General features: G+C 68.8%; 15 protein-coding genes. 11 read left to right on the top strand and 4 right to left on the bottom strand.

Going from position 1 to position 12,333, the window contains the following annotated elements; all coding sequences use genetic code 11:
* Window positions 1-186 precede the first annotated feature (186 nt).
* On the top strand, window positions 187-672 hold the full coding sequence (locus ACIRA5_RS34295; protein WP_403697595.1) for a VOC family protein: 486 nt from the start codon (window positions 187-189) through the stop codon (window positions 670-672).
* Window positions 673-732: 60 nt separating this feature from the next.
* Window positions 733-1,080: a VOC family protein gene (locus ACIRA5_RS34290; RefSeq protein ID WP_403697592.1), complete on the top strand. Its 348-nt coding sequence runs from the start codon at window positions 733-735 to the stop codon at window positions 1,078-1,080.
* Window positions 1,081-1,127: 47 nt separating this feature from the next.
* Here ACIRA5_RS34290 and ACIRA5_RS34285 read toward each other — a convergent pair whose 3' ends face one another.
* The 3 genes from ACIRA5_RS34285 to ACIRA5_RS34275 are packed head-to-tail and all read right to left on the bottom strand — an operon-like array spanning window position 1,128 to window position 3,900.
* A complete protein-coding gene (locus ACIRA5_RS34285; RefSeq protein WP_403697589.1) occupies window positions 1,128-1,652 on the bottom strand; it encodes a hypothetical protein in 525 nt (174 codons plus the stop codon).
* Window positions 1,649-3,205, bottom strand: coding sequence for a sensor histidine kinase (locus ACIRA5_RS34280; protein WP_403697586.1), 1,557 nt, complete (start codon window positions 3,203-3,205; stop codon window positions 1,649-1,651). The genes ACIRA5_RS34285 and ACIRA5_RS34280 overlap by 4 nt, the downstream gene beginning before the upstream one ends.
* On the bottom strand, window positions 3,202-3,900 hold the full coding sequence (locus ACIRA5_RS34275) for a response regulator (RefSeq protein ID WP_403697584.1): 699 nt from the start codon (window positions 3,898-3,900) through the stop codon (window positions 3,202-3,204). The genes ACIRA5_RS34280 and ACIRA5_RS34275 overlap by 4 nt, the downstream gene beginning before the upstream one ends.
* Before the next feature lie 160 nt (window positions 3,901-4,060).
* Here ACIRA5_RS34275 and ACIRA5_RS34270 point away from each other — a divergent pair, with 160 nt between their 5' ends.
* From ACIRA5_RS34270 to ACIRA5_RS34255, 4 genes are all read left to right on the top strand, one after another.
* Window positions 4,061-5,014: a DUF3152 domain-containing protein gene (locus ACIRA5_RS34270; RefSeq protein WP_403697582.1), complete on the top strand. Its 954-nt coding sequence runs from the start codon at window positions 4,061-4,063 to the stop codon at window positions 5,012-5,014.
* A 195-nt stretch (window positions 5,015-5,209) separates the two neighbouring features.
* Window positions 5,210-5,731, top strand: a complete 522-nt coding sequence (locus ACIRA5_RS34265) for an SMI1/KNR4 family protein (RefSeq protein WP_403697580.1) — start codon at window positions 5,210-5,212, stop codon at window positions 5,729-5,731.
* Window positions 5,732-5,943: 212 nt separating this feature from the next.
* The gene (locus ACIRA5_RS34260) at window positions 5,944-6,927 is read left to right on the top strand and encodes a Dyp-type peroxidase (RefSeq protein WP_403697578.1); all 984 of its coding nucleotides are present in this window, start codon (window positions 5,944-5,946) and stop codon (window positions 6,925-6,927) included.
* Window positions 6,928-6,949: 22 nt separating this feature from the next.
* On the top strand, window positions 6,950-7,747 hold the full coding sequence (locus ACIRA5_RS34255) for a family 1 encapsulin nanocompartment shell protein (protein WP_403697765.1): 798 nt from the start codon (window positions 6,950-6,952) through the stop codon (window positions 7,745-7,747).
* Between the two features lie 53 nt (window positions 7,748-7,800).
* Here the strand turns inward: ACIRA5_RS34255 and ACIRA5_RS34250 are convergent, their stop codons facing one another.
* The gene (locus tag ACIRA5_RS34250; protein WP_403697575.1) at window positions 7,801-8,265 is read right to left on the bottom strand and encodes a GreA/GreB family elongation factor; all 465 of its coding nucleotides are present in this window, start codon (window positions 8,263-8,265) and stop codon (window positions 7,801-7,803) included.
* A 173-nt stretch (window positions 8,266-8,438) separates the two neighbouring features.
* Between ACIRA5_RS34250 and ACIRA5_RS34245 the strand changes: the two genes are divergently transcribed.
* From ACIRA5_RS34245 to ACIRA5_RS34225, 5 genes are all read left to right on the top strand, one after another.
* A complete protein-coding gene (locus tag ACIRA5_RS34245) occupies window positions 8,439-8,819 on the top strand; it encodes an NUDIX domain-containing protein (protein WP_403697572.1) in 381 nt (126 codons plus the stop codon).
* Between the two features lie 123 nt (window positions 8,820-8,942).
* Complete coding sequence (locus ACIRA5_RS34240; protein ID WP_403697569.1) at window positions 8,943-9,248, top strand: hypothetical protein; 306 nt, start codon at window positions 8,943-8,945, stop codon at window positions 9,246-9,248.
* 30 nt (window positions 9,249-9,278) lie between these two features.
* Window positions 9,279-9,752, top strand: a complete 474-nt coding sequence (locus tag ACIRA5_RS34235; protein WP_403697567.1) for a hypothetical protein — start codon at window positions 9,279-9,281, stop codon at window positions 9,750-9,752.
* A 127-nt stretch (window positions 9,753-9,879) separates the two neighbouring features.
* Window positions 9,880-10,506, top strand: a complete 627-nt coding sequence (locus ACIRA5_RS34230; RefSeq protein ID WP_403697565.1) for a DUF1345 domain-containing protein — start codon at window positions 9,880-9,882, stop codon at window positions 10,504-10,506.
* Window positions 10,507-10,522: 16 nt separating this feature from the next.
* Window positions 10,523-12,256, top strand: a complete 1,734-nt coding sequence (locus ACIRA5_RS34225) for an FUSC family protein (RefSeq protein ID WP_403697562.1) — start codon at window positions 10,523-10,525, stop codon at window positions 12,254-12,256.
* Window positions 12,257-12,333 lie beyond the last annotated feature (77 nt).

The following is a 12,333-nucleotide window of genomic DNA, read 5'->3' as shown; positions in this document are numbered from 1 at the left end:
CCCTGATTCACCCGGGGGAACCATGAGCTCGGCGCGCCGTCGGACGTGATCGCCAATATCATCGGTCGTACGACAACTACCGCGTAGTCGGTCCATGGGTGACCCGGAGCCGGTGCTCGGGTTCCCGCCGGTGGGGGGCCCATCAGGGGCCAGAGCCGAACCGGGCGGCCGTCATGGGAGATCGCCATGAGCACCCAGCAGAGAGAGCAGGACGGCGCAACGGACGTCGTCAAGGAGCCGACCATGAGCATGAGGCTCGAGGTCGCCGTCATCGCGGTCACCGACGTCAGTCGCGCCCTGGACTTCTATCAAAGCCTCGGGTGGCGGCTCGACGCGGACTTCGAGGCCAGTCCGAGATTCCGGCTCGTACAGCTCACGCCACCAGGGTCGGAATGCTCGATTCACTTCGGCCGCGGGATCACGCCCGCGGCGCCGGGCTCCGCCCACAACTACCTTGTGGTCGCCGACTTGGAGCAGGCCTGTGCCGACCTGGTCAGCAGAGGCGTCGAGGTGAGCGAGATCTACCACAACGTCTACGACGCGGGCGTGCAGGATCAGGCGGACGGCCCCGATCCAGAGGGCCGCAGCTACGCCTCATTTGCCTCGTTCAGCGATCCGGACGGCAACGGGTGGGTGCTGCAAGAGGTCCAGGTGCGACTACCGGGGCGGTGACAAGCGACGTCATCGTACGGTGAGGCGTAGGGACAGATTCGCTCTTACTCGGAGTCGTCGATGGCCGTTCGCCGTGTCGTGCCCAATGTCCAGTCGGAAGTCGTGCGGGAGAGCCGGGAGTTCTACGGCCTGCTGGGCTTTGAGGAGGTCATGAACCACGGCTGGATCGTCACCCTCGCCTCGCCGTCCCACCCGGCGGCACAGGTCAGCCTGATGACCAGTGACAAGACAGCACCGGTCACGCCCGACATGAGCGTGGAAGTGGATGACGTGGACGCGGCTTACGAGATCATGCGCGTGAGCGGCGCGGAGATCGTGCACCCCTTGCAGGACGAGGAGTGGGGAGTGCGCCGGTTCTTCGTTCGTGATCCCAACGGGCAGGTGGTCAACGTACTGGGCCACCGATAACCCGCTCCGGCAGCCGCGTCGGCTGCGTGCCCGCGGGCCTCGCGGAATCAGCCGGCCCCCGTCGTGGAGGGGCACGTCGCGCTGGAGCCTTCGGCGCGCCAACCGCCGGGGCCCGTCACGGTCACGGTCACGTGCGTCGATGCGGCGCCGACGTCCTGTGTCTCGACGAGGCGGGCGTCGGCGGCTGTGCAGATCAGCTGGGCGAGTGCCGTCCCGGTCAGTGGCGCGGTCCGGTCCGGCAGTTCGATCGACAGCCGTCCGCCGTCCGTCCGGACCGCCCGGGCGCCCCTCATCGGTGGAAGCTCGGTGGTCATGCCCTCACGGCGTTCCTGGACTTCGGGGCCCTGGAAAAGCATCGCCACGGCCGTCTCGATGCCGCCCGGGCCGAAGACATGGCGGCGGACGCCCAGCAGGGTGCCCTCACCGACGAAGTAGAGGACGTAGCCCGGCCGGATGCCAGTGGCGGGCTCTCCGACCTCCACGACGCCGGTCTCGGGGATGCCGCACGAGGAGAGCAGGAAGGCGGTCGTGAAGAGCAGCGCGGTCCGCGACGGCCGGCGCGTGCGGCTCATGAACCCTCCCGTTCCAGAGGCCGTCCAAGAGGCCTCGGGAACGGAGACCGTTCCGAAGTCCCTTCCGCAGGCTGTTCCAGAAGCTGGTTCCCGGGCCCTTGCGGGGGTCGTGTCAGGGGGATCCCGACCGTGAACACGGCGCCGCCCTCCGCGCGGTTCGCCGCCCGGACCGTGCCACCGTGCAGATGGACGTTCTCGGCCGTGATCGAGAGCCCGAGTCCACTGCCCTCCGTTCTGGTCCGGGCGGTGTCCGACTTGTAGAAGCGGTCGAAGACGTGCGGCAGGACGTCGGCGGGGATGCCGGGCCCGCTGTCCCGCACCTCGATGACCGCCCACCCCGTGTCGTCCGCATCCGGCGACTCCCGTGCGTACAGGAGCAGTTGTACGGGGCGTGCGCCGTGGCGGAGCGCGTTGCCGACCAGGTTCGCGACGATCACGTCGAGGCGGCGCGGGTCGACCCGGCCGCGCAGTTCGCCGGGCTCGGGGAGCAGGGTGTCCACCGTGTCCAGCCAGGCGCGGGCGGCGAGGGTACGGCGGAGGGACTCGGCGAGGTCGATGTCGTCCAGTTGCAGGGCCGCCGCGCCCGCGTCGAAGCGGGAGATCTCCATCAGGTCGTCCACCAGGCGGGCCAGCTTCACGGTTTCCTCGCTGATGAGCCGTACGGCCGTGGCGGTGTCCGGGGTCAGCCCGGCCGCGTCCTCGTCGAGGACGTCGGTGACCGCCGACATCGCGGCCAGCGGGGTGCGCAGCTCGTGCGACACATCCGCGACGAAACGGCGGGCTCGGGCTTCCATGCGGCGCAGTTCGGCCACGGACCCCTCCAACGCGGCCGCGGTCTCGTTGAAGGTGTGGGAAAGGTCGGCGAGTTCGTCGGAGCCGTTGATGGCGAGCCGGGTGTCCAGGTGCCCCTCGGCGATCCTGCGCGTGGCGCGGCGCAATTCCCGTACCGGACGCAGCACACCCCGGGCGGCCAGCAGGGCGAGCAGGACGGCCAGGCCCAGGGCGGGCAGGACGGCGCGACCGATGGCGGCGACCAGGGCGTCGACGTATCCCTGTTCACCGGTCTGCGGCACTGTCAGGAAGACCGCTACCCCGGAGGCCGGGTGTTCGCTGGGGGTTTCGAAGGTGACCGGCAGGCCGACAACGAGCGAGGAGCCGCCGTGCGTCGACACCCGCTGGAAGACGGCGGCCCGGCGGGAGCTCACGGCCGACCGCATGGCAGGTGTCAGCTCGGTGAACCTGTCCTGTGGTGTGGAAGTGGCCCGCAGTTCGCGGTAGGTGGCCAGTACGCGCCAGTTCTGCGCGGGTTCCGCACGGGCCACCTCGGCGGCGATCCACTCCAGGTCGGGCCGGGTCGGAGGGTAACTGACGCCTGCCGCCAGGGCGTTGACGTGATACCGCAGGCGTTTGATCACGTTGTCCTGGCTCTGCTGGAGCACCCCGGTGCGGGCCTCCCGGAAGGTCAGGGTGCCTGCGGTCAGGGTGGCGACGGCGGCGACGAGCACGAACGCCACGAGCAGTCGGCCGCGCAGGCCACGCAGCGGTGGTTTCACCGGGACTGGAACCGGTAGCCGAAACCGCGCACGGTCTGGATGTAGCGCGGTTGCCCCGCCGGCTCGCCCATCTTGGTGCGCAGCCGCTTGACGCAGGCGTCCACCAGCCGCGAGTCGCCGTGGTAGCTGTGCTCCCAGACCGCCTCAAGCAACTGCTGCCGGGAGAACACCTGGCCGGGCGAGGCCGAGAGCGTGAGCAGGAGCCGCAGTTCGGACGGGGCGAGGGAGACCGGCACACCCTGCCGGGTGACGGCCAACCCGGAGCGGTCGATGGCCAGTTCGCCGTTCTCCCCGTGGGTCTCGATCTTCGGTATGCCACCGTCGGTGGGCGCTGGGCCGACCCGGCGCAGGACGGCACGTATACGGGCCTCCAGGACGCGTGCCTGCACCGGCTTCACGACGTAGTCGTCCGCTCCGGCTTCGAGACCGACCACGATGTCCGTGTCGTCGCCCCGCGCGGTCGCCATGATGATCGGCACCTGGTCCTCGGTACGGATCCGGCGGCACACCTCGAGACCGCTCAGGCCGGGCAGCATGAGATCGAGCACGACGACGTCCGGTCGGAAGGACCGCAGTCGGGCCAGCCCGTCCTCGCCGGTCCCCACGGCGGCGACGTCGTGCCCTTGGCGGTTCAGCGCGAGCAGGACGCCCTCCCGTACGGCGCGGTCGTCTTCGATGAGCAGGACACGTGGCATGCACTCAGTATCCGTACAGATCAAGGGACTTGGCGCGGAGACCGCGTCCGCCCAGGGAACTGTTACGGGACGATCACATAGCCCCACCCACGATCGGGCGTTGCGGTCTCGTTATCTTCCGGTCCAGGTCCCATCACATCGTGTGCACAGCCTGACGGCCATGAACACGACCGCCCACCGTGCGACGCCCCCGGCCCCGCGATCCCATCGTCGTCGCGGCGGCCCCGCGCACGCCGACGGGCGCGGCCGGACGGGGAAGGGGCCTCTGCTGGGGGGCGTCGCCGCGCTCGCCGTCCTCGTCTCCGTCGCCGCCCTCGCCATCAACCGGACGACGCCCACGACCTCCGGAAGCGACGACCGGCCCGCTGCCGCCGCACGGCCCTCCCGGTCGGCGCCGGACGAGCCCTCGAAGACACCGGACCGGTCGACGAGGCCGAGCGGTCCGGCGACCGGCGCCGAGCACAGCAGGGAACCGGGCTCCAGGACCAGCGGGATGGGCGCCCCGTCCGCGGGCTCCTCCTCCCCGTCCGCCTCCTCGGGCTCCGTCCCGTCCTCGGGCCCCGGTACGTTCACCACCGCGGGCGGCGGCAGCGGGACCGCGGGGCGGGGCAGTCGGCTGCTGCGCTACGAGGTCGTCGTCGAGGACGGCCTCAAGCAGTCGGCCGCCGATGTCGCCAAGCAGGTGGAGGGCATACTCGCCGACCCGCGGGGCTGGACGGCCGACGGCGAGAGCGCGTTCCGTCGTGTCACCGGCGGCACGCCCGACTTCGTCGTACGGCTCGCCACGCCGGGAACGGTGGACAAGATCTGTGGCCGGTACGGGCTCGACACCGGCGGTGAGGTCAACTGCAACGGGGGCAAGGACGTCGTGGTCAACCTCAGGCGATGGCTGCTGGCCACTCCGGTGTACGCGCACGACGTGGCGGCCTACCGGGCGCTGATCATCAACCACGAGGTCGGCCACTTCCTCGGCCACCCTCACGTGACCTGCCCCGGCGTGGGCGGGCCGGCCCCCGTGATGATGCAGCAGATCAAGGGCATGCACGGCTGCGTCCCCAATGTCTGGCCGTACGACAGGGAGGGCCGACTCATCACGGGACCTGTCGTGTCCTGACCGGCCACTCTCACCGTCGGCGGGGTCACCAACTGGGCTTGCTGGAGGGGGCGAAGAGACTTCGCGTGCCGCGACTGCATCGGCAGAATCCTCGGCAACCCGCCACCGCATTCCCCACCTGTGCGACGACGAGGACCTGCTGCAGGCCAGAACCTGCGACACCGGGCCCACGCGGACAACGCGGGACAGATCATCATGCTCGACCATGAGCAGGACGTCGGCGGAGACCTGCTCGCCGACTCCCTCACCGACCTGGTGTCGAACGGACTCGGCGAAGGGCGCCGGGGCCCTCGCGGGGACCAGACACCGGCCGTTGCCTGGGTCAGCATCGGGAGCCTGAGCAGTGTCGAGGCCACCGTCCATCCCGAGCTGGAGGTCCTGTCCATCGGCGTCTGGGAGGGTGAGCCACTCAGCCTCGCCCCCGTCACCGGGCTCCCCCGCCTGCGGACTCTCACGGCCTACCCCGGTACGCTCGCCGACCCGCTGGAGATCGCCGAGCTGACCGGGCTCGAGTTCCTGGGACCCGGGCCGGAGGATTGGCGTGTCCTGCTCTCTGCCGGGGCCGTACCGCGAAGCCTATCGGCCGCCTCCATCGAGATCCGCGACACCTGCCACCCGCTCCCGATCGTGGCCCTCGCCAACGAACTCCTCGCCCTCTGGGACCGCCCGCTGATCACTCGGACGACCCTCGAAGGCAACCTCGGCCCCCTGGCGTAGACCGGGTCGCTCCGGCGGGCCTTCGCCTCGAAATCCTGTCCGCCACAACCCTTTCACGACTCTTTTTGCGAATCGCCAGGATTCCCTCGTGAAGCGCCTGCGGACCCACACCGGTCGACATCGCCGTGACGCAATCCTAGTATTTATTCTGTTTCCTCACGTTATCCTGCCGTGCGTAGCGCCATAGCCACGACAAGTTGGAGGCAGGCTCCGTGGTTGAGTCGCAGTTCGTGATCGCCCCGCCCGCCAAAGCCGCCCTGTTCCTCGTGTGCACCATGGCACCTGGCGGCGAGCCCGCTGTTCGCGACCTGCTCCAGGATGTGGCCGGGTTGCGACGATCGGTCAGTTTCCGTGCTCCGGACGCGGAGCTGAGTTGCGTCGTCGGCATCGGCTCCGCCGCCTGGGACCGGCTCTTCGCAGGACCCCGCCCACGCGATCTGCATCCGTTCGTCGCGTTGACAGGCTCCCGGCACCGAGCCCCGTCCACCCCTGGTGACCTGCTCTTCCATCTGCGAGCCCACCACATGGACCTCTGTTTCGAACTGGCCCAGTTGATCGGCGAACGCCTCTACGGAGCGGTCGCCGTGGTGGACGAGGTGCACGGTTTCAAGTACTTCGACGAGCGCGACCTCCTCGGCTTCGTCGACGGCAGCGAGAACCCCGAGGGCCGGGTCGCCGTCGACGCGGTGTTCATCGGTGACGAGGACCCCGATTTCGCGGGCGGCAGCTATGTGATCGTGCAGAAATACGTGCACGACCTTGCCGCCTGGAACGCGTTGCCCACGCAGGAACAGGAAAAGGTCATCGGCCGCACAAAACTGGCGAACGTCGAAATGCCGGACGACATCAAGCCCGCGGACTCGCATGTCGCACTGAACACCATCACCGACGCGGACGGAAACGAACGGAAGATCGTCCGTGACAACATGCCGTTCGGCAGCATCGGGCAAAGGGAGTTCGGTACCTACTTCATCGGCTATGCGCGCACTCCCGAGGTGACCGAACAGATGCTGAGGAACATGTTCCTCGGTGACCGCCCCCAGACCCACGACCGGATCCTCGACTTCTCCACGGCGGTCACCGGCTGTCTGTTCCACGTACCGAGCGCCGATTTCCTCGACGACCCACCCGCCGCGCCCACCGGTGCGTCGGCGACCGAGGGTTCCCTGGGCATCGGCAGTCTCAAAGGAGCCTGATCACGTGTCCACGCCCAACGGTATGAACAACCTGCACCGCGAACTCGCGCCGATCACGCCCGCGGCATGGGCACAGATCGAGGAGGAGGCCCGCCGTACCTTCCGGCGCAACGTGGGGGGCCGCCGTGTCGTGGATGTCACCGGACCCGACGGTCCCGCGCTTGCCTCGGTCGGCACCGGCCATCTCACCCGCATCGAAGGGCCTGGACCGGGCGTCACCGCTCTCCTGCGCCAAGTACGGCCCCTGGTCGAACTGCGCGTCCCCTTCAAGGTCGGTCGCGATGCGGTGGACGACGTAGAGCGCGGCTCGAACGACTCCGACTGGCAACCGGTGAAGGACGCGGCGCGCGCCATGGCGTTCACCGAAGACCGGGCCGTCTTCGAGGGGTACGAGGCAGCGGGCATCGACGGGCTGCGCAGGCGTACCTCCCATCCGGTGCACGGCCTGCCGGCGGAGACACGTGAGTATCCGGATGCCGTCAGCCGCGCGCTGACGACCCTGCGCCTGGCCGGAGTCGCCGGCCCGTATGCGCTGCTGCTGGGCGCCGACGCGTACACCCTGGTGAGCGAGACGTCCGACCACGGCTATCCGATCACGGAGCATCTCAGCCGGATGCTGGACGCCCCGCCCATCTGGGCGCCCGCGGTCGACGGCGCTTTTCTGCTGTCCACCCGCGGTGGGGACTTCGAACTGCGGCTCGGTGAGGACCTCGCGATCGGCTACACCGCACATGACACGAACGAGATCGAGTTGTACTTCCGCCAGAGCCTGACCTTCCTGGTGAACACCGACGAGGCCGTGGTGGCACTCGGCTCGTGACCGCACGGCGCCCGAGCACACGTGGATGGCCCTGGGAGACGGCGCTACGGGTCCTACGCGGCGCCCAGCGACTGCACTGTCACGGTCGTCCGTCCGTCGGGCGCCTCGTAGCTGACGGAGTCACCGGCACGGCGGCCGAGCAGTGCGCGGCCGAGAGGACTGTCGGTGGTGACCAACATCTGGTCCAACGGCTCGGCGACATCGCCGATCTGGACCGTCTCTTCGCCGCCGTCCGGGAACCGTACGGTGACGGTGCTTCCCAGGCCGACCACGTCGGTACGCGGCGGACCGGCCTCTGCCGCCCCGTCCAGCCGCACGGTGATCTGGGTGATACGGGCGTCGAGGCGGTCCAACTGAGTGGCACGCTGCAACTCGTCGGCCTGGTCTGCCGTGTCTCCCGCTGAATCCGTGTCGCCCAGGGTTGCCGCCACCGCGTTGCGTGCGGCGTGCAGATCCGCAAGCTCCCGTTCGAGCGCCCGACGGGCTTCGGCGCTGATCGGCCCGGCTTCACTGGTCATTCCTGCTCCCGTTGTGCAGGTGGAACAGCTGGGTGACGATGGGCGATTCCGCTGTTCGCCATCATAGTCGCGAGCTCGCCGCGCCGCGTGAACCGATGTGCCCCGGGTAGGAAACGGGGGTTCGGACGGGGCCGGTCGGCCGGTCGCGCGAGGAGGAAAGGGACGGTTGGGCCATGACGCTGGAGCAGGCTGCCTGGGGCGCGGTGGACGCGGTCGTCGTGTACGACGGGCGTCTGCTGATGGTGGCCGCGCAGGACGGCTGGGGGTTGCCGTCGGGCGCCCCGCAGGCCGCCGAGTCGGCGGAGGCCAGTGCGGCGCGAGTGGTGTACGAGCTCACCGGGTACCTGGTCGACGGCACATCGGTGCTGCGGCCGCCGGGAACGGCTGGAGAGGACGCACGGCCCGCTGTGGTGTGCCAGCTGTTGAGCCAGGCCCCCTCGGCGGAAGCGCGACTCGGCCCGGAGCAGATCCGCTGGGTTCCGTTCGCCGAAGCCATCGACGCGGCGCTGCCCGAAGCCGTGCGGGACTACCTGGTGGGCCATACACCCGTGTAGGGATGCGGGCGCGGCATTTATCAAGATCGGTTCCTGATTTCAAGTCACGCTGTTCCGTGGCATGACGCGAAGCCTCTCGGTGAAGTTTTCTGGATGCAGAATTTCTCAGATTAGGAGATTCTCATGCAGGTCATCGCCATCACTGCCGCCGTCATCGTCGGGGCATTGTCCAGCATCACTTATGTGCAGTACACCGCGTCACGCAGCCCAGGGCGGCCGATCCCGCTGTTCTCGACCCGGCTCGCGCTTTTTCCCCTATGGGCCGACGTGACGTTCACTACGGGCTGGATCGTCAGCTCATTCATGCTCATTTTCGTGCTGCCGATCTGGGCGGGAATGGCCGTCTACTGCGGGGCGACGCTGCTCCCCTTCGAGGCGATGCGCCGCCGTCACAACCGCCAGGTCAGAGGTCACGTGCTCACTCCGTGAGCGCGCGACGGACACCCAGTGGGAGGATCCATGTTCAACAGGCTCAGCAAGTTCGGCGTCGCCGTCACCGTCGCTTCCAGCGCGCTGGTGCTGGTCACCGGGACCGAATCGAGCGCGATGCCGGATACCGCCGACACCGCGGTCGTGGCCCCGCCACCGGTGACGGTCCCCAGCCCGCCCCCTTACAAACAGCTCGCTCTCAAAACCCTCGACCAGGTCGTGAAGGGAAACTTCGTCGCCGTCTCAGCGCGCTTCGACGAGTCGATTCGGCAAGAAGGAAATCCCGTGGTTCTCGCGAACGCCTGGAAGGAATACCAGGATCAGCTCGGTTTCGGCCGCTACCAGTCGCACGGAGCGCCCCGGCAGGTCGTATCCGGCGATCGGACGGTGGTCGACATACCACTGCGCATGGCCAAGCAGCCCGGATATTTCCGCGTCGCCTTCGACGGAAAAGGGAACATCGAAGGTCTGTGGTTTCTCAAGAAAGGAGTTCCCGTCCCGTAGGAGCTCGTGACACGATCACGACGCGTGGACGTCCCGTACGCCCGGCCGTGGGCGGGACTCCGTCACCCCTGGTCCCGCTCTCGCCGTGCCGAGCAGCCACGAAGCACTACCGTGGTGGCTTGTGAGCGTGAACATCCGTTTGTCGCTTTCCGCAGTCCCACGGCTTGCCATCTCGGTCGTCGTCGGAGCGGCGGTCGGCGTGGCCGTCGCATTGGCCGGCGACACACCGCTGGCCATTCTCGCGGGTATCGCCGCGACCCAGACATTCTTCGTGGTGGTCGGCTGGATCGTGCTGTGGCCCATGGACGCCGCCTCGACCCGCGGCAACGCCCGACGCGAGGACCTGCGCCCCGTCCTCGAGGAAATCGTCGTCGTCACCGTCGCTCTGTGCGGTCTGGTCGGCATCGTGGTGTTCCTGCTCGGCAACTCCGACACCGGCCATGCCGCGACGGCGCTGCTGGGTGTGTTCATGGCCTGGGCGGCACTGCATCTGATGTACGCCACCCGCTACGCGTACCTCTACTACGTGGATTCCGGGGGCGGAATCGATTTCAACTCCGACCAGCCCCCGGCGTACCGGGACTTCTTCTACTTCAGCTACAACCTCGGCATGACCTACCAGGTCTCCGACACCGACGTCTCCAGTGGGACGATCCGCTCGATGGTGCTCCGGCACACATTGCTGTCGTACGTCTTCGGCACCAGCATTCTGGCTACCGCCATCAACCTCTTCGCAGGAATCCTCGTTCACTGATCTCGAAGAAGTGGGCATGTCCCACCCTCACCGCATCGAATTGACGCGCGTACTCTCGCCGCGCGGCGTGCTCACTCTGCACGCAGTGGACGGAGCGCTTCTCTTCGCTCTGCGCGCGGCGCTGGCCATGGCACTGCCCGCGGTGCCGTTGGTGCTCTCCGGACGAACCGCGCTCGCCGTCTTTCCCATGCTGGGCGCGTTCACCACCACGTTCGGGCGCAACCTGCCCTACCGCCGTCGTGCCCGCGTCCTCGCCGTCGCCGCGGTGGCCATGACGATGTGCGTCGGCCTTGGTGCGACGCTCGCCGCACTGACCGATCCGCGGGCGGGAGGTCTCGGCGCTGCCGTGGTGATTGCCGCGATGGCGGTCACGGCCGGCCTGGCGAAGTTCCTCTGCGACGTGACACGGCTCAGTGGCCTCGGTGCCGTGCTGATGCTCTTCTCGTTCGCCGTGGCGGCCAACGGCCCTGCCGACCGGTTCACCGACGTACTCACCCAGACAGGGCTCGCCGCGACAGGCGCGGCCACCGCCTGGGCACTGGCACTGGTGGGCTGGGTCGTGCACCCGGACCGCCCGCAGCGGCTGGCGGTGGCCGTGGCCCTCCGTGAACTCGCCGACCTGCTGGAACAAGGCGGAGGAGCCGATGGCGCCGGGCGCACACGGCACCGGGCAACCGCCGCCGTCCTACGGGCGTATCAGTCGCTCGGCCTGAGCCCCCTGACCATCGTTCAGCGGCACGGCGAGCGGAGCGGGACATGTGTGTTCCTGACCGACCTCGCCTGGTCGCTCCTGATCACCTCCGCGCGCCGACAGACTCCCGACGCCCCGACAGCGCGGTACCTGCGGGTGCAGGCTCGGTACCTGATCGTCAGGTACCGCCGACCCCCATCCCCACTGCCACACCCGATGTTCCAGTCCGGCTCGTCCGCCCGAGACGCCCCGTCCGGAGATACGGCACCCGGCCATCCTGACGAGGCCGGTCCCGCGGCCCGGCGCGCCGCCGAACTGACCGTGGGCATCGGTGCCGGCAGCCCGGGCCATGTCGCGGTACTTGTCGTCCCCGCGTTCCGGATGGCTCTCGGCACCGGCCTGGCAGGTGGCCTGGCCGCGTTCCTGAGCTTTGGACACGGTTACTGGGCCGCACTCTCCGCGGCCGCCGTCCTGCATTCCGTCAACGTCCGCTCCACCCTGGAGCGTGCCCTGCAACGCACCCTGGGCACGGCGGCCGGACTCCTGATCGCGTTCGGCGTGCTGGCCACCCACCCGGCGCCGACAGCTCTCGTCGCCCTGATCGTGGTCTTCGAATTCCTGCTGGAATACACCGTGGCACGGAACTACGGCCTCGGCGTCGTCTTCCTCACGCCGCTCGCACTGCTGATGAGCGACCTGGCATCCCCGGCCCCGGTGGGAACGCTCGTCCACGACCGGACGCTGGGCAGTGTCCTCGGCATCCTCATCGGTCTGGCATGTGCCCTGCTGGTCGTCCACGGGCGTCCGGCAGCACGTGTGGAACGAGCGCTGACCGCGTGCGGCGAGGCATCCACACGCGCCGAACAGGCACTGGGCGACTGGACCGCCGTACCGCACCCTGCCGTTCAGACACAGCTGGCCGTGGCCGTGGTGGAACTGCGTGAGGCGGACGACGCCGCCGCCGGGGAGCTGTACGCGGCGGATGTCGACCCCGCCCAGCCGGCGGCCGCGGAGCAGCGCGCCTATGTGCTGCTCGAGCACCTTCATCGGACCACCTGAATCCCCGATTGAGAGAGCCACAGGATGGTTGTAGCGTTTCCACATACTCCTTCGGCGGCAGACACGAAGGGTCGATG

It is taken from the genome of Streptomyces sp. NPDC096311 (genome assembly GCF_044763085.1).
Lineage (GTDB): Bacteria > Actinomycetota > Actinomycetes > Streptomycetales > Streptomycetaceae > Streptomyces.
This window is presented reverse-complemented; position numbering and strand designations above follow the sequence as displayed.

Coding starts and splice junctions, on each gene's coding strand:
- ACIRA5_RS34295 (WP_403697595.1), top strand. CDS start 187: ATGAGCACCCAGCAGAGAGAGCAGGACGGCGCAACGGACGTCGTCAAG.
- ACIRA5_RS34290 (WP_403697592.1), top strand. CDS start 733: ATGGCCGTTCGCCGTGTCGTGCCCAATGTCCAGTCGGAAGTCGTGCGG.
- ACIRA5_RS34285 (WP_403697589.1), bottom strand. CDS start 1,652: ATGAGCCGCACGCGCCGGCCGTCGCGGACCGCGCTGCTCTTCACGACC.
- ACIRA5_RS34275 (WP_403697584.1), bottom strand. CDS start 3,900: ATGCCACGTGTCCTGCTCATCGAAGACGACCGCGCCGTACGGGAGGGC.
- ACIRA5_RS34270 (WP_403697582.1), top strand. CDS start 4,061: ATGAACACGACCGCCCACCGTGCGACGCCCCCGGCCCCGCGATCCCAT.
- ACIRA5_RS34265 (WP_403697580.1), top strand. CDS start 5,210: ATGCTCGACCATGAGCAGGACGTCGGCGGAGACCTGCTCGCCGACTCC.
- ACIRA5_RS34255 (WP_403697765.1), top strand. CDS start 6,950: ATGAACAACCTGCACCGCGAACTCGCGCCGATCACGCCCGCGGCATGG.
- ACIRA5_RS34250 (WP_403697575.1), bottom strand. CDS start 8,265: ATGACCAGTGAAGCCGGGCCGATCAGCGCCGAAGCCCGTCGGGCGCTC.
- ACIRA5_RS34245 (WP_403697572.1), top strand. CDS start 8,439: ATGACGCTGGAGCAGGCTGCCTGGGGCGCGGTGGACGCGGTCGTCGTG.
- ACIRA5_RS34240 (WP_403697569.1), top strand. CDS start 8,943: ATGCAGGTCATCGCCATCACTGCCGCCGTCATCGTCGGGGCATTGTCC.
- ACIRA5_RS34235 (WP_403697567.1), top strand. CDS start 9,279: ATGTTCAACAGGCTCAGCAAGTTCGGCGTCGCCGTCACCGTCGCTTCC.
- ACIRA5_RS34225 (WP_403697562.1), top strand. CDS start 10,523: ATGTCCCACCCTCACCGCATCGAATTGACGCGCGTACTCTCGCCGCGC.